The organism is Fictibacillus solisalsi (assembly GCF_900103485.1).
Classification (GTDB): domain Bacteria; phylum Bacillota; class Bacilli; order Bacillales; family Fictibacillaceae; genus Fictibacillus_C; species Fictibacillus_C solisalsi.
In genome coordinates, this window is the sequence record NZ_FNHW01000012.1 from 1 (window position 1) to 24,250 (window position 24,250).

The following is a 24,250-nucleotide window of genomic DNA, read 5'->3' on the forward strand; positions in this document are numbered from 1 at the left end:
AATACGCTTTTTGTATTTTGGGAGAGAGTGAAACGGCCGAGCTTTTGAGCGTTGAAGCTGGATGATGACTAAAGCTGAAGTGTCCGTTTAGACCCGACAAGCGCTGGAACTCACAACCAGCAACACGATTTTTGTGTTGAGGGTTGTGAGTGAAGCGACCAAGGATGAAAAAGTTTTTTTCATCAATCGAGGGTCTATGACGAAAATTGAAGTGCATTTTCGTCCTTGGACACTGAAGCTAGCTGATACCAAACCCAAAACTAATCTATTTTCTGTGACCGGATCTCCCGGCTGGTTTTCTCTCTTTATACCTTTTGCCATTATATCAAAAATTATAGGGCTACTCATCTTTCACACTGTGAAACAACGCTTACACGAAAATTAAATATTACACTTCGCTTTGACACGCGATGAACAGGAGAATGTGTATGTTTTTTTTACAAGTCGATGAGGAAATTTCCTTAAAGCTGCTCGAAAAAAGAGATGCCCAGCTCCTCTTTCAGCTCACCGAACATTCCAGAGATCACCTTCGAAACTGGCTGGGCTGGGTCGATTACTCGCGAACGCTCAAAGATACCAAAACATTCATCAAGCTTGCCAATCAAAAATACGCCGATTCCACGGATCTTGTAACAATGATTTGGTACCGTGGCATTCCGGCGGGTTCCCTGGCTCTGTATGATATCAAGTGGAATAATTATTCTGCAAACATTGGCTATTGGCTGGGCAAGGACTTTGAAGGGAAGGGAATCATGGCCCGTTCGTGCGGCGCTATGGTGGATTATTCGTTTGGCACGCTCGGTTTGAACCGGCTGGAATTAAAGGCAGCTCTGGAAAACAAAAGAAGCCGCTCGGTGGCCGAACGGCTTGGTTTTAAGCAGGAAGGAGAGCTCCGGCAGGCCGAATGGCTGTACGACCATTTTGTGGATGTCGCGCTGTACGGCATGCTGGCAGAGGACTGGGCATTTCCCCAAACCTAGATCTTGGGTTCGGCCTGAATCTTGCTTCCCGGTTCCTCCGGTCCTTTGTTCCTCTCATGATAGTTATAGATTTTAACTGAAATAAAAACAAACCCTGCAGTGATCAGGCCGCCAAAAATCCAGCCCGAAATCTTCATCGCAAATAAAATAAAGTCATACTTTTTCACGCCGTATTCCATCAGCAGGTAGGATTTTAACCCGGCCTGAAACAGACTGCGAAACGCAAACAGGGCGGTCAGCCAGACAAAGTGCTTGTAAAACTCCGGCTTTCGGTAAAGCGCCTGAGTTTCGTTTCGCGGCTCCCCCTGAAGGTAGGCAATGTCCACAGCAAAGTGCATGCCGAGCGGCTGTTTGATGAAAATGGTCGAGAAAATAAGCAGGGCCATGAAGATACCGAAGAACACCTGGTTCCATAGCATTCTTCCGGCTGATCCCGACAAGAGGTCAATCGTTGTTCCGGCAAAAAGGGAAAACAGGATAAACATCCCTGTGACATTGAACTGCTTTTCCTTCACAAACCGGTAAATTGTATAGATAAAACCTGGAACTGACGAAAGAAGAATGGCGTAATAGTCTCCAAGCATGTCTCTCCCCTGGTTCCAGATCAGGTACGGTATAATCAAATAAAACAGCAAATCAAAAACAACGATACTTTTCTTCAAGTTTTTCACTTCCCGTTTTGAATTGGCTCGTTCTTTTGCAGTCCTGGCAATCCCTTGACTATAGTGTTCGGCCGTTCCGCGTCCTTTTCGGACATGCTACTGAAATGATACCATGATTGGAAAATATTATCATCATTTGTGTAAAAAACGGATATTGGGGAGCCCTTCTAGAATCAGGGCGGCTTTTTTAGTATCGCTGGCACGTAATGCTTGGCGTTTACTTCCGGTTTTTCTGTGTTTACTCACTGGAATCTTCTGTTTACCCACGGAAATACGCCCGTTTTTGAACAGTTACTCACCAAACATATCATTTTTACAAACAACCATACAAAAACCCGCACCACCCCATGCGGTACAGGCTCGTTTGTTAATGATACGTACCGATGGCTTCTCCGTATTTCAGATGAGCCTCGGGCTGTATTTTATCACTCAATAAAATATGATCCTTTTCAAACAACAGGACGACGGTGGAGCCAAATTCGAACAACCCGACTTCTTCTCCTTTTTTAAAAGGTACATCTGGAAGATCTGTGGAATAGGCCCGTCCGTTTTTTACATTAGTCGAGTGCTCGCCATACGGCACGCGTACGCTTCCGACCACGAACGCACCGACTTTGACCAGCGCCATTTCACCCGCCGGTGTATCGGCATACGTGATGAGCCTCTCGTTTTTGGTAAACAGGCCTTGGACATGCTCCACCCCGATCCGGTTCACCGGAAACAATCGGCCTGGCAGGTAGGTCGCCTTGGTCAGCTTCCCCGGCAATGGCATGTGGATACGGTGATAGTCTCGCGGACTCAGATAGATGGTAAGGAACGTGCCTCCCTCATACTTATCCGAGATTTCAGATGTGCATCCCAAGAGCTGCTCAACCGTGTAGTTGATGCCTTTGGCCTGAATAAGCGCTCCTTCTGTAATGGTGCCAAACTGAGCCACTTTTCCATCGACCGGGCTGACCAGTGTATCAATGCCCGATGAGATCGGACGCGCATCCTCCTTCAACTTTCTCGTAAAAAACGCGGTAAACGTCGGGTATTCTCCCAACGGTTTCTCGATCTCTTCTTTATTGATTTTATAAAGAGCACTGTAAGGTTTAATGATGTGCCGGCTGAAGGACGAATGCCCCCATTTTCCCGCCGTTCGAGATATTGCATTTTGCGGCAAAAGCCTGATTACATGCTTTAGTACAGAGTTTATCATGTTTATTCTACAATCCTTTCACGACTGACACATCCTGCAGTCACGGTGTTCTAAGCTTCCTCCGGCACCATAGCAGCAGAAGAACTGCCATGACAGTAGCCACAAGCTTTCCTTCCCATGTCCATTGGATGAGCTGGTGGACCGAATATCCTTCGATTAAAATCGCAGGGAGTTTTCCGATGGAGCTGGCCAGCACAAAAAGTAAAAGCGGGGATTTGCCGACAGCGGCCACAAATGTTACCACACCCGAAGGCATAAAAGGCAAAATCCGGAGCGCCAAAATCAGCGTAAACGCCTCTTTTCCCCTTGCTTCGAGCAGTTGTATTATTTTTGGATGATTCATAGCTTTCCATTCCACTGCTTTCCGGAACCCTTTTCTGTACAGAACAAAGGACACGACCGCACCGATTGCTTCTCCCGCGAACGATACTGCCATGCCTGGCCAGAGGCCGAATACAGTGAGATTGGCAGCAGTCAAAAATACACTTGGTACGATTCCGAGCACGCTGATCACAACATTTAATAAGATGCTGATGATTACCGCGACCTGCCCGTAAGATACCAGCCAATCGATGACGAAATCCTTTAGCACTGTCATTGGATATGATCCTTTTTATTCATGGGTGATGGCCTTTTTCTCCTCCGTAACGATGGTATGGAGTTTTTCGGCAATGTCCCTTAATTGCTTTGTTTCTTCCACTGTCAATTGGGAAAAGAATTTATTGTTCACAAACTGATCGATTTGATCGTATTCATCATAATATTGATTTCCCTTTTCTCCAAGCGTCAAAAAAATTTCCCGACGGTTTTGGGGATTGATGCTTCGGACAACATAGTCTTCTTGTTCGAGCTTGCTGACAAGCTGGCTCGTGGAGCTCATCGAAAAGTTCAGCTGCTCCGCGATCGTCTGTACCTTTACCGGCTGATGCCTATGTACCCGGTGCAGGATTAAAAATTGCTTTGGAGTAATCTCATAATCTAACGATGAGAAATAATGCTTCAATAAATGAGCATTCACTTTATCAAAAAAGTCGTATGTCTCTTTTATATAATCGCCTTGCTCCACTTCTTTCACCTCGTTTATCCACATAAACAGTTTAACAAGATAAACTATACTATCGTCCCAACATCCCGTCAATTAAAACAAGCATACGAAAAACCCGAATAACGGACGCTTAACCAAGAGTCCATGATTCGGGCTGCACTCACAAAAAGTGTTTGTGAGCTTATTTTGTTTCTTCTTGACCGTGTACACGATCAAGTGCCATTTGATAGGCATCGTTGCCAAAGTTCAGGCAGCGTTTGACACGTGAGATGGTCGCCGTGCTCGCGCCGGTTTCAGACTCAATTTTGTGATAGGTCTTCCCTTCACGAAGCATGCGTGCCACTTCGAGACGCTGTGCAAGCGATTGAATTTCGTTCATTGTGCACAGATCATCAAAGAACATGTAGCACTCTTCAAGGTCTTTCAGCGAAAGGACCGCTTCAAACAGCTGATCCAGCGCTTTACCCCTTAATTTATCAATTTGCATAGATTTAGCACTCCTTCTGCTCTATTCAATAGAAACACTCTTGCTGATTCCTGGCTGCGTCGGAATAATGTTGATCCAGGTTTTTCCTGGAACAAACCCGGTGCCTGACGGAATAATTCTTCCGTCTTTGTTTTTCCAGGCCACTTCTCTCACTTTTCCTTGCTGTAGGAGAAGGCCCTTGCCGCCTGAATAAAGATCAATGGCTCTTCGGCCATAGCTGTCGATAATCCTGTGCTTCATCTCAACGATAAACACATTATTGACCTCGACAGGTGTCTTCGTTTCAAGATCGGTTGTCGGCGTTCCATTGCTGGACCGGGCATAGCGTTTCGTTGACGGGTTATATTTGTAACCAACTTTCTCATTTTGACTGTATGTTATCAGAACTTGATCCGCTTTGTCACCGGTAAGCCCTTTAACCTCTTCTGGTTTCAAGAAAGGAAGCGGCTTTATTTTATCTTTATCGTCATACCCTTTCTTCTTTAAACCTGTCATCAGGTCCTCGTAGGTGATGTACGAATTGTGAGGCGCTTGCCGGAATGACGCCCGGTGAAAAAGCGTCCCGTCATAATAAAGTCCGTTCAGCGAGTCCACCTTGCTGTTTTTCCCTGAAAGCATCTTCTTTGCATCAGGGCTCCAGCCATGATGAACATAAAACGAATGATATCCCTGGCTGATCTCGATAAAATAATCACGTGCACTGCGAACCGGTCCGATCACTTTTGGGTTTACACTTTGGAAAACAGCAAGGAACCGTGTGATTTCTCCTTCTGCGAGCACCTCATACACAAGGTCCGCTTTATAAACGCCGGACTGTGGCCGCGCCCGCTGGTGATTGTTTACCATCACTGAAAATACTCTGGCATCGGTCGGTTTCTTTGTTTTTAATCCCGTCAGCGGAAACGTATTTAAGTGTTCCTTTTTTTCTTCCTTTTTCTCCGGCTTTTCCGCCGGCTGTGCAGGCTTCGTTTCCTGCGACGTTGGCTTTTCTTTCTTTTGGCACCCGGATCCTCCAAGAATCAAGAACGCAGCACAAATTCCAAGCATCCATTTTCTCATTAGGCACCCCTGCCCCCTATGGCCCCCCGGCCTGAAGTGATCAAACACTTTACTTCTTTAGTTTAACGCATAATCGAAGGAAAGAGTATGACTTTCTTTTTCACATCATACAATCCAAGCTGTGTGATCCGGATATATGGAAGATGTGTGGATGAGAAAAACAGCAGGCTGTAGATCGGATCTTCAAATGCATAGCCGCGTTTTCGGAGTTCTGATGTTAATTTCTTCTCTTCCTTTATAAGTTCTTCAACCGCAAGCGGAGACATGCCTCCCGCGATGGGGAGCTTGATCTCACTGACAACGCTTCCATCTTCAACGAGAGCGATGCCGCCTTTCATTTCTTTAATGCGGTTAAACGCCGCAAGCATGTCACGTTTACTTTTTCCGATTAAAAGGATATCTCCTGTGCTGGAGTATGAGCTTGCAAATCCGGAAACACTCGCAGCAAATCCTTTCAGAAGCGTGTTGACTCTCCATTTTCCTTTTTTGTCCACCAGCATGAAAAAGCACTCATCATGATCATCATCGAGCTTTTCCGCTGTCGGATTGAGACTAATATGATACGGCTTCGTAATCACTGAGTTTACCATTTCTATTCCAGCCAGTGAGCTGAACTGAAAATCCTTCAGCGTTAAATCCCAGTTCAAATCAAGAGGACCCATTTCATAATCGTTCCATGGGAATGAAGAGCTCTCCTTCACAGCCTTTCCGTCCCGCTTGATCCACTGTCCTTTCGCCAGTACGGCTTCGGGATTCGGATGCTGCACGGAGTCCAGAATGTTAAGATGAGCCACTCTTCCCGGTGCAACCATTCCGAGTATATGCTCCTTGCCGTAATATCTTGCTATGTTATAGGAAGCCATCTTATACGCATCAATCGGGTCAATTCCCTCTTCAAGCGCAATGGAGATCATTGTATCCGTCACACCCTCTTCATAAAAAGCAGGTGTGGACCCGTCCGTTGTAAAAATCACACGGTCGAAATGAGCCGCACCGATCTCTTGCATCTCTCTTAAGATCTGACGTAGATCCGGCCGAATGGAGGAATACCTTAGTGACGTGGTCAGCCCGAGATTAAGCCTCATTATGGCCTCTTCCCCGGTCATCGCCTCATGGTCACAGTCCACCCCAAGAAGAGCCATTTGGGTGAGGGTTTTCTCAGAAGCACCCGGCAGATGCCCTTCCACCCTTTTTCCTGCTCTTCGGGTTTCCCGCATGTAATGCAGCAGGTTGTCATCTCCCTGGATGACTTTCGGCCAGCTGGTCAGTTCTCCCCCCTGAATGACATATGGAGAAGACAGCATTTTTTTCATATTGCTTAATGAGAAGAGCGCATCTTCATTTAACAGTTCGGATTGCGAATCAAACCTGCACCACCAATAATAGGTGTAAGGCAGTTTGTTCATGTCCTCCATAAGAGAAAGCGCTTTCGTAATTGGCGTTGATAAAAAAAGTTTGAGGTTGTCGCATATGAATGTGGTTGTGCCGCGAACGGACGCATAATCGCCCAACGTCTGGGGATTATATAGTTGAAACGGGTGTGCATGCGGCTCAATATATCCGGGTACAACATATTTTCCGTCCAGCTCCACCATTTCTGTACCAGTGGTTTCCTGGGGCATGTTGTCCCCCACATACACAATGCGGTTATCGTAGATCCATATATTCGCTTTAGTCCAGCAATGCCGGGCAGTATTTAAATACGTTGCATTCTTCAATACCTTGGTGGGAGCCAATTCGCCGAAAATAACGGCCTGATGGCGGCGCAATTCCACCTTTGACCAAAATAAAAACTGGTTAGACATGTGCTTGTTTCACCTTTTTCTCTGTAAGTTGCATTTTCTCAAGGATACCATACATTAACGCTGAATGTGTGTCATAACTCCAAACACTTGAAATTCATTACAGAAAGGAAATTACTGCTATGAAACAGAATATCGGAATCCTCAACGCCATGATCCGCATCGTGTGCGGATTGACCATGCTCGCCATGCTTACCGCCAAATACACCCGTAAACCATGGAAAGGCTCTTACGTGTTCATGATGATGCTTGCCGCTATGAAAGTCGCCGAGGGCATCCTTCGTTTTTGCCCAGTCACTGAAATGGTCAAACAAGGCTCCGAGCTGAAGGACATGGACCTCAATGACATCACCAAAGAAGGCAACCCGATTAACCCAAGCTAAAACCTTATCACTTTTAAAGATGGTCACTTGGTAAGTCTCTTTCAAGAATCTTCATTGAAGAGTTGATTGTCGTGAAAGGTGCGAGACTCCTCGAAAAAGAATATCACATTTTCTTCGTGCGATGTATCACTGCCGAAGCGTTCCTTGTCCTACGGGACAAGCGTGACAGGTGAGACCCATAGGTGCTTGCGCGGGAGGGGCTCAGCGCACGCCCCGAGGAAAGCGAACAACCTGAAACGGAAATCAACCACCCTCATCACCCCGAATAGAAACATACACACGAAAAAAACTCCCCAATTGAGGGGAGTTTTCTGCAAGGAGGGACTAGCTATGAAAGAATTTTTAATGGATACGATTTTCGTGTATGCCACGCTCATCGGCGGGATCATTGCCGTGCTTTTTGCTGTGGTTAAAAAGCGGCGCGTGAAATAGCTTTTGACCCGATGTCCGTCCGGTAAAAGGACTGGCTGCAGCTGATTTTCCGCATTTCGGTATACACGTTTTCCTGAGCGCTGGCCAGGTCCGTTCCTTTTACAGCCGCCAGGAGAATGCGCCCGCCATCCGTAACAAGCTGGTCTCCTGCCAATTTCGTTCCAGCATGGAATAAAAGAGTAGTCTCTTCAAGGTTTCCAAGCCCGTTGATGGCGATGCCTTTCTCGTATTGATCAGGATAGCCGCCAGAAGCGAGAACAACACCGATGACCGCTTCGTCACTCCAGTTCAGTTCCACTTCTTCTTTTCGAAGAATGCCAAGCAGGATCTGGGCAAAGTCACCCTGCAATCTTGGTAAGACAACCTGTGTTTCCGGATCACCGAACCGGGCGTTGAACTCAATGACCTTCGGACCGTTTGCTGTAAGCATGAGACCTGCGTACAATATTCCTGTAAACGGACGGCCTTCCTTCACCATCGCTTGGGCAGCAGGATCAAGGACTGTTTTTCGTGCTTCCTCTACTACGGCTTGCGGAATCTGCGGAACCGGTGAGTAAGCACCCATTCCTCCGGTGTTTGGCCCTTTGTCGCCTGTAAAAGCACGTTTATGGTCCTGAGCAATCACCATCGGGTACACATTCTCTTCATTTACAAACGCCATAAATGAAAACTCTTCACCTTCCAGATACTCTTCCATCACAACAGAAGCGCTCGCTTCTCCAAAACGGGCCTGGTTCAGCATTTCATCAAGGCCTTTCTCTGCTTCCTCTTCGGTCATAGCCACAATTACGCCTTTACCTGCCGCAAGACCATCCGCTTTAAGAACAATTGGTGCTCCCTGCTCCTTTAAATGCAATCTTGCTTCCTCATAGGAAGTGAACGTTTTTGATTTCGCTGTCGGGATGCCATGCTTGTCCATAAGATCCTTCGCAAATGATTTGCTTCCCTCGATCAATGCGGCTTCCTTTGACGGACCGAAAATAGCAAGCCCTTCTTGTTGAAAATCATTGACGATTCCATTTAAAAGGGGGACTTCAGCTCCAATGAAGGTAAGCGCGATATCATTTTCCTTGGCAAACGCGATAAGACCTTCATGATCACTTTCCTCAATGTTTACGCATTCTGCCACATCCGCCATTCCCGGATTGCCCGGTGCGGCGTACACTTTTGTTACACTCGGACTGTTCGCAAAACGCCATACGATGGCATGCTCACGGCCACCCTTTCCTACTACCAAAACGTTCATGCTGTCTCCTCCTTGGTACAGATTTTAATGTTTGAAGTGGCGTACGCCGGTAAAGACCATGGCGATGCCGTATTCGTCTGCCTTTTTAATGGAATCTTCATCTTTAACCGAACCGCCTGGCTGGATGATGGCAGTGATACCTGCTTTGGCTGCAGCTTCCACGGTGTCGTTCATCGGGAAGAAGGCATCTGACCCAAGGGCGCTTCCCTGCGCTTTTTCTCCTGCCTGTTCAATCGCAATTTTTGCCGCGCCGACACGGTTCATCTGACCGGCACCGACCCCAATCGTCATTTGATCTTTTGTTAAAACAATCGCATTGGATTTAATGTGCTTAACTACTTTCCATGCGAGTTTAAGGTCTTCCCACTCTTTTTCGGTCGGCTCACGCTTGGTTGGCACTGAGATGTTGGCTTGGTCCAGTCCGTAAGCATCCTCGTCCTGAACGAGAAGGCCTCCGCGTACGGTGGTCAGCTTTTTCTCCTGCTTTTTATCTTCACCGAGCTCCAATGTGAGGAGACGGATGTTTTTCTTTTTCGTTAAAATCTCTTTCGCTTCATCACTGAACGATGGTGCAATGATGATTTCAAGGAAAATCTCGCTCATCTTTTGCGCCGCTGCTGCGTTGATTTCCACGTTGGATGCGATGATGCCGCCAAAAATAGAAACCGGATCAGCTTCAAATGCTCTTGCGAACGCTTCTTCTACAGAGCTGCCTGTGCCGACTCCACACGGGTTCATGTGTTTAACGGCCACAACGGCAGGATCTGTGAATTCGCGAACGATTTGAAGTGCTGCATCCGCATCATTGATGTTGTTGTAGGAAAGCTCTTTGCCGTGAAGCTGTTCAGCCTGTGCAATGGATGTTTTTGTGCCAAGAGGTGCTTTGTAGAATGCTGCCTTTTGGTGCGGGTTCTCTCCATAGCGGAGATCCTGTTTCTTTTCGTAGGTAACTGTGAAAGATTCCGGGTTCTCCTCTTCCACCATGCTGGTAAGGTATTCTGCGATCAGCGCATCGTAAGCCGCGGTGTGGCGGAAGGTCTTCGCCGCAAGCTTTTTGCGTGTTTCGTCAGACACTTCCTGGTTCTGTTGAACTTCTTCCAGTACTTTGGAGTAATCCGCAGGATCCACGATAACCGTTACATACGCATGGTTTTTCGCAGCCGAGCGAAGCATACTTGGCCCGCCGATATCAATATTTTCAATGGCATCTTCAAACGCTGCATTTTCCTTTGCGATGGTTTCTTTAAATGGATAAAGGTTGACCACAACAAGATCGATCGGGGAGATGCCGTTCTCTTTCATTTGCTGAACGTGGCTCTCATTTTCCCGAACCGCAAGAAGGCCGCCGTGAATCATCGGATGAAGTGTTTTTACTCGTCCATCCATGATTTCCGGAAAGCCTGTTACTTCAGATATACCGGTAACCTTCACACCAGCTTCCTGCAATGCTTTGCTTGTTCCCCCGGTGGAGATAATTTCCACGCCCTGTTCGGCCAGCGCCTGAACAAAAGGAACCAACCCTTCTTTATTGGAAACTGACACTAATGCTCGTTTGATGCTCAAAATGATACGCCTCCTACTTTCTCTTGGTTGAATAGCTGTTCCAGCACACTTGGAAACAATTGATGCTCGACCTGCTGAATCCGCTCCTGCAGTGTCTCTCTTGTATCCTCTTTTTTAATCTCCACAGTTTTCTGGGCGATGATCGGCCCTGTATCCATTCCGCTGTCCACGTAATGTACGGTAACACCGGTTACTTCTGCTTTTGCGTCAAGTGCCTGTCCCACCGCATCCTTGCCCGGAAAAGCCGGCAAAAGAGATGGATGGATGTTGACGATGCGTCCTTCATATTCAGACAGCAAGGTTGAGCCAATCAGGCGCATGTAACCAGCAAGGACGATAAATTCAATGTTTCTTTCTTTTAGTTGCTTTAAAATCTCCGTTTCGAATGCTGTTTTTGTTTCATACTCTTTTGGATTAAACGCAAATGTTTCCGTTTCTGACTGTTCAGCGCGCTCTACTACGCGCGCACCTGGCTTGTCGCAAACCAGAAGCGAGACGTCCGCTTCCAGTTTCTTTTCATGGATGGCATCGATGATCGCCTGGAAATTCGAGCCGCTTCCTGATGCGAAGATGGCGATTTTCTTCATTTCAGCTCACCACCGCCAAAGTGAACACCTTCGCCCGCTTTCACGCGGCCGATGACAAACGCCTTTTCTCCGTCATTTTCGAGCGACTTGATTACGTCAAAAGATTCCTCATAATCGACAGCAAGCACCATTCCGATCCCCATGTTGAATGTGGTGAACATCTCTTTTCTTCCGATGTTTCCTGTCTGTTCAATGGTTTCAAAGATAGCTGGAACCGGCCATGAACCGTAATCCACTTCTGCTGCAAGTCCTTCCGGAAGCATGCGCGGAATGTTTTCCTCAAATCCACCGCCTGTAATATGAGCTGCGCCGTGAACTTGATAGTTTTTGAAGACATTAAGCAACGGTTTTACATAAATGCGTGTTGGAGCCAGCAGTTCTTCACCTAATGTTTTTCCGTCCGTTCCAAAGCTTCCGTCCAGATCCAGCTGACCGGATTCCAGAAGTGCTTTGCGGACGAGCGAATAGCCATTGCTGTGGATGCCATTGGAGGCAAGCCCGATAAGAACGTCTCCTTCTTTTACAAGCTCTGGGTGAATGAGTTTCGATTTTTCTGCCGCGCCGACCGAAAAACCGGCAAGGTCATAGTCTCCATTGCTGTACATGCCGGGCATTTCTGCCGTTTCTCCGCCGATCAGGGCACAGCCTGCCTGCTCACAGCCGTCGGCCACTCCTTTGACGATATCCTCTATTTTCGCAGGATCCAGCTTTCCGCATGCGATGTAATCCAGGAAGTACAGCGGCTCGGCTCCCTGCGCCACGATATCATTCACACACATCGCCACAGCGTCCACTCCAATGGTATCATGCTTATCCATCATAATAGCCACCATAAGCTTTGTGCCCACTCCGTCCGTACCGGAAATCAGAACCGGCTCCTTGTACGGAAGGTTGGACATGTCAAACATTGCCCCAAAACCGCCAAGGCCTGCCATGACTTCTGGACGGCGTGTACGCAATGCGTGTTTCTTGATTCTGTCTACCGCCTCGTAACCCGCTTCAATATCCACTCCGGCCTGTCTGTATGCCTCTGCCATTGTATTTCCTCCCTTTTTTGCCATTACACCATTTCTTTTTCATACGGAAGCACGGTATCCGGATAGATCTCTGTTGGATACTTCCCGGTAAAGCAAGCCAGGCACTGTCCGTTGTTCGGGTCGCTGTCCGGGCGCCCGATGCCTCTTAACAATCCTTCCGGCGTTAAAAAGGACAATGAATCCGCTCCGATAATGTCTCTGATTTCCTCTACCGAGTGATTGGAAGCGATCAATTCAGCACGCTCGGATGTATCAATGCCGTAGTAGCACGGATGAGCAATCGGAGGAGCGGTAATCCGCACATGCACTTCAGTTGCTCCCGCTGCACGCAGCATTTTCACGATTCGGCGGCTTGTTGTTCCGCGGACGATGGAATCATCGACCATCACTACGCGTTTGCCTTCCACGATTCCCCGTACAGGAGACAGCTTCATTTTCACTCCAAGCTCGCGCAATTCCTGTGACGGCTGGATAAAAGTCCTGCCAACATAACGATTTTTGATCAAGCCGATTTCGTATGGAATGCCTGATGCTTCCGCATAGCCGATCGCGGCTGAAATACTGGAGTCCGGAACCCCTGTCACTACATCCGCTTCAACTGGCGCTTCACGGTACAATTCTTTTCCAAGGTTCTTTCTCGCACTGTGAACGTTCACCTGGTCGATATTGCTGTCAGGTCGTGAAAAATAAATATATTCCATGGAACAAATCGAGCGGTTCGTCGGTGAAGAAAAACGGTCCGCCGTCATTCCATTATCGTCAATAATCAAAAGTTCTCCCGGTTTAACATCGCGAAGATACTCTGCACCCACCACGTCAAAGGCACAGGTTTCAGAAGCCACCACATAAGCGTCTCCCAGCATGCCGATGGAAAGCGGGCGCAATCCGTTTGGATCAAGAGCGACCATCAGCTTGTCCTCGGTCATGATGACAAATGCATAAGCACCTTTAAGCATCGTAAGGGCATTTCTTACCTGATCTTTCAGGTCCACATATCCGCTGCGTTTGATCAGATGAGCCAAAACTTCCGTATCAGATGTCGTCTGAAAAATACTTCCTTGTGCTTCAAGCTGGTGTTTCAGCGCGTTCGCGTTCACAAGATTTCCGTTGTGGGCAACAGCAAGGCTTGATGTTTGTGAGCGGAAAAGCAGGGGCTGAACATTTGCATATTCATTGCCCCCTGCCGTGGAATAGCGCACATGCCCGATAGCCGCATGTCCTGTCAGCCCTTCCAGCTCTCCGCGGCTGAACACCTCGGTAACAAGCCCGTGTCCTTTGTGCATTTTCAGCTTTTCACCGTCTGTTACAACAATTCCTGCGCCTTCCTGTCCTCTGTGCTGAAGGCTGTGCAGCCCGTAATACGTGAGCTGGGCAGCATCCTGATGTCCCCAGATGCCAAACACACCACATTCTTCGTTTAAGCCTTTGATGTCAGCAAGCATGGTATGGCTCCTTTCCAAGCCGAATGAAGTTCATCGTAAGTTGCGGCCAGCACTTCTTCATTTTCATGGTCGATGCGCAGAACCGCGTGATCCGTTACAAATCCGATCTGTTTCGCGTCTTCATTCATTGCTTCAAACGCTTCGGCGTTTTCCGGTTTTACTGAAACAAGGAAGCGTGACTGGGTTTCGCTGTAAAGGGCAGAAACAAGGTCTCCCCGAAGCTCAACAGACGCTCCTGTATTGCCGTTCATCATGCTTTCGGCAAGCGCGACAGCCAATCCGCCCTCTGCGACGTCATGAGCAGATTCAACAAGTCCATTCTGAATCGCTTCAAGCAATTGCTTCTGGCGTTTGACTTCTGTTTCAAGATTCAACGCCGGTGCTTTTCCTGAAATTTTGCCAAGCTGCATTTTTTGCAGCTCACTTCCGCCAAATTCCTGATGGGTTTCACCGATCACATAGATCAGATCGCCCGGTGTTTTAAAGTATTGGGTTGTAATATGGTCAAGGTGATGAACGAGTCCAACCATCCCGATAACAGGGGTCGGGTACACGGCCACACCGTTTGTTTCGTTATATAAAGATACGTTTCCGCCAATAACCGGTGTGCTTAGCGTGCGGCACGCTTCACTCATTCCGTCTGTAGACTTTTCCAGCTGCCAGAAGATTTCCGGCTTTTCCGGATTTCCGTAGTTCAGGCAGTCCGTAATGGCAAGCGGTTCGGCACCGGAGCAAACGAGGTTTCTTGCCGCTTCTGCCACCGCAATTTTTCCGCCGGTTTCCGGATCAAGGTAGAGATAACGTGAGTTGCAGTCGGTAGTCATTGCAAGCGCCTTATCGGTTTCACGGATACGGATGACAGCAGCATCAGATCCTGGAGGCACGACCGTATTCGTGCGGACCATGTAGTCATACTGGTCAAATACCCACGATTTGCTAGCGATCGTCGGCTGCGATAAAAGCTCAAGAAGGGTATCCTTTTTGCTTTCTACGGTTGGGACGAAAGCTTCCTCGTTTTGGAACTGTGAAAACATTTCAGGTTCCTTGGATGGCTTGTGATAAACAGGTGCTTCTTCTGCAAGTGCGTCAACCGGAACATCGGCGACGACTTCTCCGTGATGAAGGAGGCGAAGTTGCTTTTCCTCAATAACGGTACCAACGACTACAGCCTCAAGGCCCCATTTTTCGAAAATATCGATGGCTTCTTGTTCTCTTCCTTTTTGCATAACGATCAGCATGCGTTCCTGAGATTCAGATAGCATCATTTCGTAAGCTGTCATGTTCAATTCACGCTGCGGCACAAGGTCAAGGTTCATCTCGATTCCCATGCCTGCTTTACTCGCCATCTCAGCGGATGAGCTTGTAAGGCCGGCTGCCCCCATATCTTGAATGCCGACAAGAGCATCACAGTTCTGGATCAGTTCAAGGCACGCTTCAAGCAACAGCTTTTCCATAAACGGGTCGCCCACCTGAACGGCCGGACGCTTCTCATCAGATGCTTCGGTTAGTTCCTCGGAAGCGAAGGTCGCCCCGTGGATTCCGTCGCGTCCTGTTCTTGCGCCAACGTACATGACAGAGTTGCCGGCACCTTTTGCCTGTCCTTTTTGGATGTCCTTGTGGTCGATTAAGCCCACACACATCGCGTTAACGAGCGGGTTGCCATCATAGGAAGCATCGAACTGAACTTCGCCGCCCACGGTTGGAATCCCGATACAGTTGCCATAACCGGCGATCCCGGCAACCACTTCCTCGAACAGATACTTCACACGAGAAGACGTCAGTTCGCCAAAACGCAGTGAGTTTAACAGCGCGACCGGTCGAGCCCCCATAGAAAAGATGTCACGGATGATACCGCCCACTCCTGTGGCGGCACCCTGGTACGGTTCAATCGCCGATGGGTGGTTGTGGCTTTCAATTTTGAAAACAACCGCCTGGCCGTCGCCGATGTCTACCACTCCAGCTCCTTCCCCTGGTCCCTGAAGCACACGCTCTCCATCCACAGGAAACTTACGAAGGACCGGCTTGGAGTTTTTATATGAACAATGCTCACTCCACATGACCGAGAACAATCCGGTCTCTGTCCAGTTTGGAAGGCGGCCGATGATGGATTGAACAAGCCCAAACTCGTCGTCGCTCAAGCCCATTTCACGGTATAATTTTTGCTCCTGAATTTGCTCTGCAGTCGGCTCATGAAGATAAGACATGGTTTTCCCTCCAGCTTTTTACGATTGATTGAAACAATTTCAGTCCATCCGCACTGCCCAAAAGCTCGCTAACCGCGCGCTCCGGATGCGGCATCATGCCAAGCACATTGCCTTGGGCATTCATGATTCCGGCAATATCCGAAATCGATCCGTTCGGGTTATTTTTATAGCGGAAGATGATGCGGTTCTCTTCTTCCAGCTGTTTCAGTGTCTCTTCATCACAATAGTAATTTCCTTCGCCGTGAGCGATCGGAATGATAATTTCTTCGTCTTTTCCGTAGGAAGAGCTGAACATGGTTTCATTGTTTACAACGTTCAATGTTTCGGGCTGGCAGATGAATTTCAATGATTCATTCCGGCGCATGGCCCCCGGAAGCAATCCGGTTTCTAAAAGAATTTGGAATCCGTTGCAGACACCAAGAACTGGCTTGCCTGCTTGTGCCGCCTTTTTTACTTCATCCATAACATTGGAGAACTGGGCAATAGCTCCTGTGCGAAGGTAGTCGCCATACGAGAACCCGCCCGGCAGCAGGATACCGTCAAAACGGTCGAGATTTTCTTCGTCATGCCACACGTACTCGGCTTCTGCACCAAGCTCGTCCTTTACCGCGTGAAACATGTCAATGTCACAGTTGGATCCTGGAAAAACAATAACCGCAAACCTCACTGTGCGACAACCTCCTCCACCTCATAGCGGTAATCTTCAATGACCGGATTGGAAAGCAATTTTTCACACATTTCTCTGATGGATTTGTCTAAATCCTGAACGCTTTCTTCAATCGTAAGCTCAAGGTATTTACCGATGCGGACATCCTGCACCTCGTTGTACTCCATGCGGTGCAATGAGCCTTTAACCGCTGTCCCCTGTGGATCCAATACACTTTCTTTCAATGTGACGAATACTTTTACTTTATACATGAAGGTTTCCCCCTAAGCGTTCTAAGATTTTTTCATAAGCATCTGTTAAGCTGCCAAGATCTCTGCGAAATACGTCTTTATCGAGCTTCTCATTCGTTTCACTGTCCCAAAGGCGGCATGTATCCGGTGAAATTTCGTCGGCCACCAGAAGCTCACCCTTGGCATTGGTGCCAAACTCCAGCTTGAAATCTACTAATCTTACATTTTTCTCTGCAAAAAATTGAACAAGAACGGAATTGACCTGAAGCGCAAGCTCCTTCATTTCTTCAAGCTGCTGTGGAACAGCTAACTCTAAGGCTGCGATATGGTCTGTGTTGAAAAGAGGATCGCCAAGGTCGTCATTTTTGTAATAAAATTCGACGATCGGCTTACGCAGAACGTGTCCTTCCGGCAGTCCCGTCCGTTTGGCCAGTGTTCCTGCCACCACGTTACGGACAACCACTTCAAGTGGAATGATCTCTACATGCTGGACAATCTGTTCGGTTGGAGATTGTTTGGAGATAAAGTGAGTTGGAATGTTGTTCTGCTGCAAAAGTGCAAACATCAGGCTGGTGATCTCGTTGTTCAAACGGCCTTTTCCATCGATGGTTGCTTTCTTCTCGCCGTTAAACGCTGTCGCTGAATCCTTGTATTCCACCCACACGGTGTTTCTGTCTTCTGTGCTGTAAATCTTCTTCGCCTTTCCTTCATAAAGCAAGGTTTGCTTTTCCATTCAAAATCCCCCTGACATAAGTCGAATTCCATTGCGAAAATCACGAATATTGAAAAAATAGAAATGCTGAAGTGTCCGTTAAGACCCGGATGGAACTTTTCGTCATTGAACACTAAAGCTGGATCCAATTCAGCAGGGTTTCCAGGACGGAATCAACCTGTTTCTCCGTCCTGATTTCCCATTAATATTTTACAGACCTAATCTTTCGAAGATCGTATCAACATGCTGAAGATGGTACGAGTAGTCGAAGCAGTCCTCGATGTCTTCTGGTGTAAGTTTTTCCGTAATGCGCGGCTCTTCCTGAACGAGCTGCTTGAACTGGATGCCTTCTTCCCAAGCTTGCATCGCTTTCGGCTGAACGATGTCGTAAGCAGCTTCACGGCTCATGCCTTTATCGATCAGCTTCAAGAGTACACGCTGGGAGTAGATCAATCCATACGTTCTTGTCATGTTGCGTTTCATATTTTCCGGGAACACCGTTAAGTTCTTCACAATGTTGCCGAAGCGGTTAAGCATGTAGTTCAGCGCGATGGTTGCATCCGGCAGAATCACCCGCTCTGCAGAAGAGTGCGAGATATCACGTTCATGCCAAAGTGCCACGTTTTCATATGCAGTCATCATGTAACCGCGGATGACGCGTGCCATACCGGTCATGTTCTCGGAACCGATCGGATTGCGTTTGTGAGGCATTGCAGAAGATCCTTTTTGGCCTTTAGCGAAGAACTCTTCCACTTCACGCGTTTCACTTTTTTGCAGTCCGCGGATCTCAACTGCGAACTTCTCAATGCTTGTTGCTACAAGCGCCAATGCGGACATGTAATGCGCATGCCGGTCACGCTGCAGGGTTTGAGTTGAAATCGGAGATGCTTCAAGCCCTAACTTTTCGCATACATATTTTTCAACGAATGGATCGATGTTGGCATATGTACCAACAGCTCCGCTGATTTTGCCGACGCGTACAGTGTCAGCTGCCTGCTTGAATCGCTCAAGGTTTCGCTTCATTTCTTCATACCAAAGCGCGAGTTTCAAACCAAATGTAGTTGGTTCTGCGTGAACACCGTGCGTGCGGCCCATCATTACTGTGTATTTATGTTCTTTCGCCTTGTTTCCAATAATCTCGATGAACTTCTCGATGTCTTTGATCAAGATTTCGTTTGCCTGCAAAAGCAAGTAAGACAATGCTGTGTCTACCACGTCAGTAGAAGTCAGTCCGTAGTGGACCCACTTTCGCTCTTCTCCGAGTGTTTCAGATACTGCGCGTGTAAAAGCAACTACGTCATGGCGTGTTTCCTGCTCGATTTCAAAAATACGATTGATATCAAATGATGCGTTCTCGCGCAGTTTTTTAACATCCTCTTTCGGAATCTCTCCAAGCTCTGCCCATGCTTCACAAGCTAAAATCTCGACTTCCAGCCAAGCCTTAAAGCGGTTTTCGTCTGTCCAAATCGCTCCCATTTCAGGGCGTGTATACCGTTCAATCATGTCGTTACCTCCAGCTTTTCCATCTTGAGTACAGCAGCTTTAATGTATTCTGCTTTGTTCAGTGCTTCGCTTACCGTGTTTCCGAGCACCGTGATGTGTCCCATTTTTCGTTTCACTTTTGCTTCTTCTTTTCCGTAAAGATGCAGCTTGGCGTCTTTCAGAAGTTCCAGGTTTTCAAAGAGCGGTTTCACATGTTCCCCGAGCACATTGATCATCACTACGGGGCTGACCAGTGACGTCCGGCCGAGCGGAAGTCCGCAAACCGCGCGTACATGCTGCTGAAATTGCGAGGTTTCACAAGCTTCAATGCTGTAATGGCCGGAATTATGAGGACGCGGTGCCAATTCATTTACGTAAATTTCCCCGTTGGTTCCAAGGAACATCTCCACAGCAAGCGTTCCGTACAGGTTAAGCTCATGAGCAATTTTCTTGGCCATGTCATACGCATTAGCCGCTGTTTCCTCTGAAATTCTTGCCGGCACAATTGACTGGTGAAGAATGTTTTCCAGGTGGATGTTTTCCGCCACAGGGAACGAAGTCATTTCACCTTTTGTGCTTCGGGTGACGATTACCGACAGTTCTTTTTCAAAGGATACCCAGCTTTCCAGAACGCATTCTCTGTTCCCTGCGAAAAGCTCCTCTGCTTGTTCCATATCCTCTACTGTCCGGATGACCGCCTGGCCTTTTCCGTCATAGCCGCCCTGACACGTTTTCAAAACAGCCGGAAGACCGAGCTGGCTGACCGCCGCCTGGAGTTCTTCCTTGCTCTGCACAGGAAGGTAAGGAGCGACGCGGACACCCGCTTTTTCAATCGCCCGTTTTTCGCGAATACGGTGCTGTGTCAGATAGAGCAGCTCGCTGCCCTGTGGCATATAGGCATTATTCTCAAGCCATTGTGCTCTTTCGCTGTCCACGTTTTCAAATTCATAGGTGATCACGTCACTTTTTTGCGCCAGTTCTTCAATGCCTTTTACATCATCATAAGGAGCAACAATCTGATGGTCGCTGATTTGTCCACATGGTGAATTTTCACCAGGGTCCAAAACTACTATTCCGTACCCCATTTCACGGGCGCTGATCGCCATCATGCGTCCCAGCTGACCTCCGCCCAGGATGCCAATCGTTTGGCCCGGCAAAATCATTTTATTTTTAGCCAAGAGAATCACTGCTTTCTATGACGGCTTGTTCAATCTTTTCACGCCGTTTCATTAAGCGATCGTTTAAATCCTGATCCGTTATGGCGAGAATTTGTGCGGCCAGTAGACCCGCGTTGGTGGCTCCTGCTTTCCCGATGGCAACGGTTGCTACCGGTACGCCGCCAGGCATCTGCACAATGGACAGAAGGGAATCCAATCCGTTTAAGGCTTTGGATTGTACCGGAACACCGATGACCGGCAGCACTGTTTTTGCGGCCACCATTCCCGGCAGATGGGCTGCACCGCCCGCTCCTGCAATAATAACGCCAATGTTTCTGCTTTTTGCCTCTTCAGCATACTGGAACATGCGGTCAGGCGTCCGATGAGCCGACACCACCTGCTTTTCATAAGGAACCTCCAGCTCCTCAAGAATATCACAGGCATGCTTCATTGTTTCCCAATCGGATGTACTTCCCATAATTACGCCAACTTTGTTTTCCATCGTATCCTCCCCGCAATCAAAATGCTATGTGAAATGAATTTTCTGCAATAAAAAAGTCCAGTGTACTCACTTTCTCTATCTATGAGAGAAAGCTACTACGCTGGACATACTTCATCACCTGCGGATATGCCGAAAACAGCAGTGTGCTTCCCCTCATAGTCCGACGAATAACGGTCATCGGGTAGAGACTTACGGGCCATAATCCCGTGATTATATGAGGTACTATTGTTTTGTCACCCTTATTGTAACGAAGGGGCTTCTCCTGTGTCAACCAAAAATCGAACAATAATATATTCTGACAATTTAATGTTCGGTTTTTACTGCAATTTCCCTTCAAAAACGATGCGTTGTTCGTGATATTCCTGAACCATTTTCCCATTCTTCTTCACTTCTTTAAACACCGGCTCTTCCATTCGGCGTACGGGAAAATATCCTTCCCCGGCCATGCGGTCCAAGCAATCAGAGATCGTCTCACCGGGTTGTACTTCAAACTTTTTCTTTTTCGGCTTTTTATCCATGCCTACCTCCGTATGCTTTTGACCCAGAATCCACCATGAAAGGCCTTTGGTTCATGAGAAATAATGAATGCCTTTGGATCCAGTGCTCTAACGGTTTCATAAAGGTTGGATTCCGACTTTCGCGATGTCAGGATTTCCATCATCAGCCGCTGCCCTTCGCGCCCCGAGGCCATCCAGTCCGTTACGCCATATCCCTTTGACCTGATTTCATTAGGCAAGCCTGCTGAGATATTTGTGGTAATAACATTAACCGTAATATATCCGAGTGCCAGCTTTTCTTCAATCTTCATGCCGACGAGTACGCCAAGACCATAACCAAGAGCATAAGCGATCAGATTCTGGATTTTATCCAGGTTGTCCAGCACAAGTCCAAGACCGATGACATAAATAATAACCTCAAACACACTGATCAATGCTGCGAGATATCTTTGATTTTTTAATGTCAAAATCATTCTAATTGTGAAAAATGAGACATATACCACATTAATTAGAAGAATAATCCCAATCATCACGAAGCCGTTTTCCAACATCATTTACACTCCTTCTTTAGCCTGTCCATTATGATGCCATAAAAGTAATTTACCATGTTTTTCGCTGGTTGAAAAATGAAGATTTATCCAGTAATTTCTATCATTCACATCAAGCCGGATAGGCACATTTTCCACGTTTCTTCATAGGCTATAAGAGCTTTTCGGGAAAGGAATTGATATCATGTACCCTTATTATTATCAAGCACCCCAACCTCCGTTTGAAGAAACCCATTATTATTACGATCCCCACCAGGCAGAACGTCAGCAACAGGCTCAACAAAGCCAGCAACAGCAATCGTATCAGCAGCTGTTAAATGTGTTAATGTCGAGCATCATTGGAGAAGCGACTGCTGTTGATTTCTATACACGTTTGGCGAAAGAGGCGCCGAACGAATACAGCAGGAAAGTTTTATTGGATGCAGCCAAAGACGAAAAGACTCATCTACAGTTGTTTACCCGTCTTTACACATCTATAACAGGCAAGCAGCCGAACTACAAGATTCGACCGATAAAAATCCAAAACTTCCGTCAAAGTCTGTTCGAAGCGTATGAAGATGAACTCGCTGATTATGAAAAATATCGCGATGCGTATCTGATGACACATGATCCCACCATCCGGGATACCTTCTTCCGTCCGTTCTCAGATGAAATCAAGCACGCGACCAAATTCAGCTTCCTGCTGAACGCCCGCTAAAAAAGAGTGCCGGAGTCCGGCACTCTTTTGCTGTATCTTATGGATAAATAAAAGAGCTTAAGGACCGATTTATCCTTAAGCTTACCTTATTCGGGTTCATCTTGGGTCTGATGCTGCTGTTGAATGCCATCCTGCTGGATTTCATCAATGATGGTTTCCATATCGTCCAGATGGGCCTCTCCGGTTAGTCCAATATTGAGGGTACCCTTGAGCTCTTTGACATGCAGTTCCTGAATTTTATAATTAATGTTTTCGATATTTACAGGCTTGATGTTGCTTAATGCTTCTTTCAGGGATTGATTTTCATGCTGCAGTTCAATAATTTGCTGCTGAAGCTGCTGTAAAATATGGTACAGGTCTTGGTCCATCTCATTGAACCTCCTTCATCTCTCCAACGTTTCACCCATTGGGCGAAAGCTGCATATACTGTCAGGGCAAGGGAGTGAGAGCAATGAATCCTTCATGGGGCAAGGGAAACGAATGGAAAAAGTATGCCGACCAGGTACTCGGTAAGGATTTCTTTGAAGACTTTAAAGAATTTGGATTAGCAAACCAAGGGCCTCTAGTTAATATATATGAAAACAAAGAAGAAATTTACTGTTTAATTAATCTTCCGGGTGTAAAAAATATTGAAGATGTGAATCTGTACGTGCATTACCGCACCATGAAGGTCACAGGAAACATAGATTTTTCCATAAAAAAATTTACGTGTGTCACTGAGGAAATTGTATCCGGCCCGATCGAACGGGAAATTCCCCTCCCGCATCCTGTAGAAGACCGTCCACTGGATGCCGGCTATTACCGCGGACTGCTGTATGTGCGGCTCCAGCGTCTGAAACAGGAAAAAGAAAATCAAAAAGTAAAAATCTATGACTATTTTGAATAAGACCCAGAGGCATGTGCGAAGCCCTCTGGGTCGTTTTTCGTTGTGGTGGATTGTAAAACTGTTTAAGGATTGGAGACCAGCATGATTGCAATGTAGTAAAGGAGACAGGCGTTCGCGAGAAGCTGTGCCGCCATTTCATCGGACTGTTTTTTAATCGTATCGATGTCAGGCTGTACGGGAGTGACCTTCAGCTTTTTTGAGGCAGACGATGGCCCCTGGGTTTGGGATTCACCCGGGACTTGTTTTGTTTGATTCGCTTCTTTTTGTAGAGAATATCGTTTAATGATGAGCGTTTTACCGATGTTCAGAGAACCTTTCATCGTTATTGCATCAACATTTACACTTTTAATCGAGATTTTCATGAGCTATCCCTCTTTACAGTTTTGAATGGGATCACCATTACACCACCATATGAGGGAGGGAGTGTGATTATGTTATGATTTCGTGCAATTCTCGTTTTCCTCTCAATGATTTGCTCAATTATGAGAGGGCTCGCCTAATTATTATGTATTTACCTGCTTTCAGCCTGGCCAAAAACCAGCTTTGGTTCTATTAATTGCGCTTGGTTCAACTCTGATTTCACAAACACTTTTCAACAAAAAAAACATAAAAAAAGAACGGAACGAATTTTCATTCGTCCCGCCCTTTTTGCCCGGCAACGTCCTACTCTAACAGGGGGAAGCCCCCAACTACCATCGGCGCTGAAGAGCTTAACTTCCGTGTTCGGTATGGGAACGGGTGT

General features: G+C 47.2%; 28 protein-coding genes, 1 rRNA gene and 1 riboswitch. Of the genes, 5 read left to right on the forward strand and 24 right to left on the reverse strand.

Annotated elements, in window-relative coordinates:
• The first annotated feature begins 428 nt into the window (after nucleotides 1-428).
• The gene (locus BLT53_RS24275; protein WP_090239913.1) at nucleotides 429-980 is read left to right on the forward strand and encodes a GNAT family N-acetyltransferase; all 552 of its coding nucleotides are present in this window, start codon (nucleotides 429-431) and stop codon (nucleotides 978-980) included.
• On the opposite strand, the gene BLT53_RS24280 is transcribed toward BLT53_RS24275, so the two are convergent.
• From BLT53_RS24280 to BLT53_RS24310, 7 genes are all read right to left on the reverse strand, one after another.
• A complete protein-coding gene (locus BLT53_RS24280; protein ID WP_425284744.1) occupies nucleotides 977-1,651 on the reverse strand; it encodes a VC0807 family protein in 675 nt (224 codons plus the stop codon). The genes BLT53_RS24275 and BLT53_RS24280 overlap by 4 nt on opposite strands.
• 358 nt (nucleotides 1,652-2,009) lie before the next feature.
• On the reverse strand, nucleotides 2,010-2,843 hold the full coding sequence (gene asd / locus BLT53_RS24285) for an archaetidylserine decarboxylase (RefSeq protein ID WP_090239917.1): 834 nt from the start codon (nucleotides 2,841-2,843) through the stop codon (nucleotides 2,010-2,012).
• A gap of 40 nt (nucleotides 2,844-2,883) precedes the next feature.
• Entirely contained in the window at nucleotides 2,884-3,441 is a 558-nt protein-coding gene (locus BLT53_RS24290; protein ID WP_090239920.1) for a TVP38/TMEM64 family protein, read from the reverse strand.
• A gap of 15 nt (nucleotides 3,442-3,456) precedes the next feature.
• Nucleotides 3,457-3,918 carry a MarR family winged helix-turn-helix transcriptional regulator gene (locus BLT53_RS24295; protein ID WP_170834491.1) on the reverse strand — a complete coding sequence of 154 codons (462 nt, stop codon included), beginning with the start codon at nucleotides 3,916-3,918 and terminating at the stop codon, nucleotides 3,457-3,459.
• A 151-nt stretch (nucleotides 3,919-4,069) separates the two neighbouring features.
• The gene (locus BLT53_RS24300; protein ID WP_090239925.1) at nucleotides 4,070-4,375 is read right to left on the reverse strand and encodes a YerC/YecD family TrpR-related protein; all 306 of its coding nucleotides are present in this window, start codon (nucleotides 4,373-4,375) and stop codon (nucleotides 4,070-4,072) included.
• A 21-nt stretch (nucleotides 4,376-4,396) separates the two neighbouring features.
• Nucleotides 4,397-5,434, reverse strand: a complete 1,038-nt coding sequence (locus tag BLT53_RS24305; protein ID WP_090239926.1) for a DUF3048 domain-containing protein — start codon at nucleotides 5,432-5,434, stop codon at nucleotides 4,397-4,399.
• A gap of 62 nt (nucleotides 5,435-5,496) precedes the next feature.
• Nucleotides 5,497-7,239: an adenine deaminase C-terminal domain-containing protein gene (locus tag BLT53_RS24310; RefSeq protein WP_090239929.1), complete on the reverse strand. Its 1,743-nt coding sequence runs from the start codon at nucleotides 7,237-7,239 to the stop codon at nucleotides 5,497-5,499.
• 119 nt (nucleotides 7,240-7,358) lie between these two features.
• Between BLT53_RS24310 and BLT53_RS24315 the strand changes: the two genes are divergently transcribed.
• Entirely contained in the window at nucleotides 7,359-7,619 is a 261-nt protein-coding gene (locus BLT53_RS24315; RefSeq protein WP_090239932.1) for a YgaP family membrane protein, read from the forward strand.
• Nucleotides 7,620-7,949: 330 nt separating this feature from the next.
• The gene (locus BLT53_RS25740) at nucleotides 7,950-8,051 is read left to right on the forward strand and encodes an EYxxD motif small membrane protein (protein ID WP_342027889.1); all 102 of its coding nucleotides are present in this window, start codon (nucleotides 7,950-7,952) and stop codon (nucleotides 8,049-8,051) included.
• Here BLT53_RS25740 and purD read toward each other — a convergent pair.
• The 14 genes from purD to BLT53_RS24385 form a co-directional block, all read right to left on the reverse strand.
• A complete protein-coding gene (gene purD, locus BLT53_RS24320; RefSeq protein WP_090239934.1) occupies nucleotides 8,029-9,297 on the reverse strand; it encodes a phosphoribosylamine--glycine ligase in 1,269 nt (422 codons plus the stop codon). The two genes, BLT53_RS25740 and purD, sit on opposite strands and share 23 nt — an antisense overlap.
• A gap of 24 nt (nucleotides 9,298-9,321) precedes the next feature.
• Complete coding sequence (gene purH, locus BLT53_RS24325) at nucleotides 9,322-10,860, reverse strand: bifunctional phosphoribosylaminoimidazolecarboxamide formyltransferase/IMP cyclohydrolase (protein WP_090239937.1); 1,539 nt, start codon at nucleotides 10,858-10,860, stop codon at nucleotides 9,322-9,324.
• Nucleotides 10,857-11,447, reverse strand: coding sequence for a phosphoribosylglycinamide formyltransferase (purN, locus tag BLT53_RS24330; RefSeq protein WP_090239939.1), 591 nt, complete (start codon nucleotides 11,445-11,447; stop codon nucleotides 10,857-10,859). Before purN ends, purH begins: the two co-directional genes overlap by 4 nt.
• Nucleotides 11,444-12,484: a phosphoribosylformylglycinamidine cyclo-ligase gene (gene purM / locus BLT53_RS24335; protein ID WP_090239942.1), complete on the reverse strand. Its 1,041-nt coding sequence runs from the start codon at nucleotides 12,482-12,484 to the stop codon at nucleotides 11,444-11,446. The genes purN and purM overlap by 4 nt, the downstream gene beginning before the upstream one ends.
• A gap of 23 nt (nucleotides 12,485-12,507) precedes the next feature.
• Complete coding sequence (gene purF / locus BLT53_RS24340; RefSeq protein WP_090239943.1) at nucleotides 12,508-13,926, reverse strand: amidophosphoribosyltransferase; 1,419 nt, start codon at nucleotides 13,924-13,926, stop codon at nucleotides 12,508-12,510.
• Nucleotides 13,902-16,130, reverse strand: coding sequence for a phosphoribosylformylglycinamidine synthase subunit PurL (gene purL / locus BLT53_RS24345; protein ID WP_090239946.1), 2,229 nt, complete (start codon nucleotides 16,128-16,130; stop codon nucleotides 13,902-13,904). The genes purF and purL overlap by 25 nt, the downstream gene beginning before the upstream one ends.
• Nucleotides 16,114-16,797, reverse strand: a complete 684-nt coding sequence (gene purQ / locus BLT53_RS24350) for a phosphoribosylformylglycinamidine synthase subunit PurQ (RefSeq protein ID WP_090239948.1) — start codon at nucleotides 16,795-16,797, stop codon at nucleotides 16,114-16,116. Before purQ ends, purL begins: the two co-directional genes overlap by 17 nt.
• Nucleotides 16,794-17,048, reverse strand: a complete 255-nt coding sequence (gene purS, locus BLT53_RS24355) for a phosphoribosylformylglycinamidine synthase subunit PurS (protein WP_090239951.1) — start codon at nucleotides 17,046-17,048, stop codon at nucleotides 16,794-16,796. The genes purQ and purS overlap by 4 nt, the downstream gene beginning before the upstream one ends.
• The gene (gene purC / locus BLT53_RS24360; RefSeq protein ID WP_090239953.1) at nucleotides 17,041-17,760 is read right to left on the reverse strand and encodes a phosphoribosylaminoimidazolesuccinocarboxamide synthase; all 720 of its coding nucleotides are present in this window, start codon (nucleotides 17,758-17,760) and stop codon (nucleotides 17,041-17,043) included. The genes purS and purC overlap by 8 nt, the downstream gene beginning before the upstream one ends.
• A gap of 189 nt (nucleotides 17,761-17,949) precedes the next feature.
• Nucleotides 17,950-19,242, reverse strand: coding sequence for an adenylosuccinate lyase (purB, locus tag BLT53_RS24365; protein ID WP_090239956.1), 1,293 nt, complete (start codon nucleotides 19,240-19,242; stop codon nucleotides 17,950-17,952).
• Nucleotides 19,239-20,384 carry a 5-(carboxyamino)imidazole ribonucleotide synthase gene (gene purK / locus BLT53_RS24370; RefSeq protein ID WP_090239973.1) on the reverse strand — a complete coding sequence of 382 codons (1,146 nt, stop codon included), beginning with the start codon at nucleotides 20,382-20,384 and terminating at the stop codon, nucleotides 19,239-19,241. The genes purB and purK overlap by 4 nt, the downstream gene beginning before the upstream one ends.
• A 7-nt stretch (nucleotides 20,385-20,391) precedes the next feature.
• Nucleotides 20,392-20,880, reverse strand: coding sequence for a 5-(carboxyamino)imidazole ribonucleotide mutase (gene purE, locus BLT53_RS24375; RefSeq protein WP_090239957.1), 489 nt, complete (start codon nucleotides 20,878-20,880; stop codon nucleotides 20,392-20,394).
• Nucleotides 20,881-21,016: 136 nt separating this feature from the next.
• Nucleotides 21,017-21,118: riboswitch (purine riboswitch) on the reverse strand.
• Nucleotides 21,119-21,197: 79 nt separating this feature from the next.
• Nucleotides 21,198-21,398 (reverse strand): NETI motif-containing protein, encoded by a 201-nt coding sequence (locus BLT53_RS24380; RefSeq protein WP_090239959.1) that lies wholly within the window; start codon nucleotides 21,396-21,398, stop codon nucleotides 21,198-21,200.
• 2 nt (nucleotides 21,399-21,400) lie between these two features.
• Entirely contained in the window at nucleotides 21,401-21,928 is a 528-nt protein-coding gene (locus tag BLT53_RS24385; protein WP_090239961.1) for a DUF2179 domain-containing protein, read from the reverse strand.
• A gap of 181 nt (nucleotides 21,929-22,109) precedes the next feature.
• Here BLT53_RS24385 and BLT53_RS24390 point away from each other — a divergent pair, with 181 nt between their 5' ends.
• On the forward strand, nucleotides 22,110-22,622 hold the full coding sequence (locus BLT53_RS24390; RefSeq protein ID WP_090239964.1) for a ferritin family protein: 513 nt from the start codon (nucleotides 22,110-22,112) through the stop codon (nucleotides 22,620-22,622).
• An 86-nt stretch (nucleotides 22,623-22,708) separates the two neighbouring features.
• On the opposite strand, the gene gerPC is transcribed toward BLT53_RS24390, so the two are convergent.
• Nucleotides 22,709-22,990, reverse strand: coding sequence for a spore germination protein GerPC (gene gerPC, locus BLT53_RS24395; protein WP_090239966.1), 282 nt, complete (start codon nucleotides 22,988-22,990; stop codon nucleotides 22,709-22,711).
• Nucleotides 22,991-23,073: 83 nt separating this feature from the next.
• On the opposite strand from gerPC, the gene BLT53_RS24400 reads away from it, so the two are divergent.
• Nucleotides 23,074-23,508 (forward strand): Hsp20/alpha crystallin family protein, encoded by a 435-nt coding sequence (locus tag BLT53_RS24400; protein WP_090239969.1) that lies wholly within the window; start codon nucleotides 23,074-23,076, stop codon nucleotides 23,506-23,508.
• Between the two features lie 62 nt (nucleotides 23,509-23,570).
• Here BLT53_RS24400 and BLT53_RS24405 read toward each other — a convergent pair whose 3' ends face one another.
• The gene (locus BLT53_RS24405; protein ID WP_090239971.1) at nucleotides 23,571-23,870 is read right to left on the reverse strand and encodes a hypothetical protein; all 300 of its coding nucleotides are present in this window, start codon (nucleotides 23,868-23,870) and stop codon (nucleotides 23,571-23,573) included.
• A 288-nt stretch (nucleotides 23,871-24,158) separates the two neighbouring features.
• Nucleotides 24,159-24,250: ribosomal RNA gene (gene rrf / locus BLT53_RS24410) — 5S ribosomal RNA — on the reverse strand; the annotation flags it as partial.

Coding starts and splice junctions, on each gene's coding strand:
- BLT53_RS24400 (WP_090239969.1), top strand. CDS start 23,074: ATGAATCCTTCATGGGGCAAGGGAAACGAATGGAAAAAGTATGCCGAC.
- BLT53_RS25740 (WP_342027889.1), top strand. CDS start 7,950: ATGAAAGAATTTTTAATGGATACGATTTTCGTGTATGCCACGCTCATC.
- gerPC (WP_090239966.1), bottom strand. CDS start 22,990: ATGGACCAAGACCTGTACCATATTTTACAGCAGCTTCAGCAGCAAATT.
- purC (WP_090239953.1), bottom strand. CDS start 17,760: ATGGAAAAGCAAACCTTGCTTTATGAAGGAAAGGCGAAGAAGATTTAC.
- purE (WP_090239957.1), bottom strand. CDS start 20,880: ATGGAAAACAAAGTTGGCGTAATTATGGGAAGTACATCCGATTGGGAA.
- BLT53_RS24290 (WP_090239920.1), bottom strand. CDS start 3,441: ATGACAGTGCTAAAGGATTTCGTCATCGATTGGCTGGTATCTTACGGG.
- BLT53_RS24405 (WP_090239971.1), bottom strand. CDS start 23,870: ATGAAAATCTCGATTAAAAGTGTAAATGTTGATGCAATAACGATGAAA.
- purN (WP_090239939.1), bottom strand. CDS start 11,447: ATGAAGAAAATCGCCATCTTCGCATCAGGAAGCGGCTCGAATTTCCAG.
- BLT53_RS24275 (WP_090239913.1), top strand. CDS start 429: ATGTTTTTTTTACAAGTCGATGAGGAAATTTCCTTAAAGCTGCTCGAA.
- asd (WP_090239917.1), bottom strand. CDS start 2,843: ATGATAAACTCTGTACTAAAGCATGTAATCAGGCTTTTGCCGCAAAAT.
- purB (WP_090239956.1), bottom strand. CDS start 19,242: ATGATTGAACGGTATACACGCCCTGAAATGGGAGCGATTTGGACAGAC.
- purS (WP_090239951.1), bottom strand. CDS start 17,048: ATGTATAAAGTAAAAGTATTCGTCACATTGAAAGAAAGTGTATTGGAT.
- purD (WP_090239934.1), bottom strand. CDS start 9,297: ATGAACGTTTTGGTAGTAGGAAAGGGTGGCCGTGAGCATGCCATCGTA.
- purK (WP_090239973.1), bottom strand. CDS start 20,384: ATGATTTTGCCGGGCCAAACGATTGGCATCCTGGGCGGAGGTCAGCTG.
- purM (WP_090239942.1), bottom strand. CDS start 12,484: ATGGCAGAGGCATACAGACAGGCCGGAGTGGATATTGAAGCGGGTTAC.
- BLT53_RS24305 (WP_090239926.1), bottom strand. CDS start 5,434: ATGAGAAAATGGATGCTTGGAATTTGTGCTGCGTTCTTGATTCTTGGA.
- BLT53_RS24300 (WP_090239925.1), bottom strand. CDS start 4,375: ATGCAAATTGATAAATTAAGGGGTAAAGCGCTGGATCAGCTGTTTGAA.
- BLT53_RS24390 (WP_090239964.1), top strand. CDS start 22,110: ATGTACCCTTATTATTATCAAGCACCCCAACCTCCGTTTGAAGAAACC.
- BLT53_RS24380 (WP_090239959.1), bottom strand. CDS start 21,398: ATGGATAAAAAGCCGAAAAAGAAAAAGTTTGAAGTACAACCCGGTGAG.
- BLT53_RS24385 (WP_090239961.1), bottom strand. CDS start 21,928: ATGTTGGAAAACGGCTTCGTGATGATTGGGATTATTCTTCTAATTAAT.
- purL (WP_090239946.1), bottom strand. CDS start 16,130: ATGTCTTATCTTCATGAGCCGACTGCAGAGCAAATTCAGGAGCAAAAA.
- purF (WP_090239943.1), bottom strand. CDS start 13,926: ATGCTTGCTGACATCAAAGGCTTAAACGAAGAATGTGGTGTGTTTGGC.
- BLT53_RS24315 (WP_090239932.1), top strand. CDS start 7,359: ATGAAACAGAATATCGGAATCCTCAACGCCATGATCCGCATCGTGTGC.
- BLT53_RS24310 (WP_090239929.1), bottom strand. CDS start 7,239: ATGTCTAACCAGTTTTTATTTTGGTCAAAGGTGGAATTGCGCCGCCAT.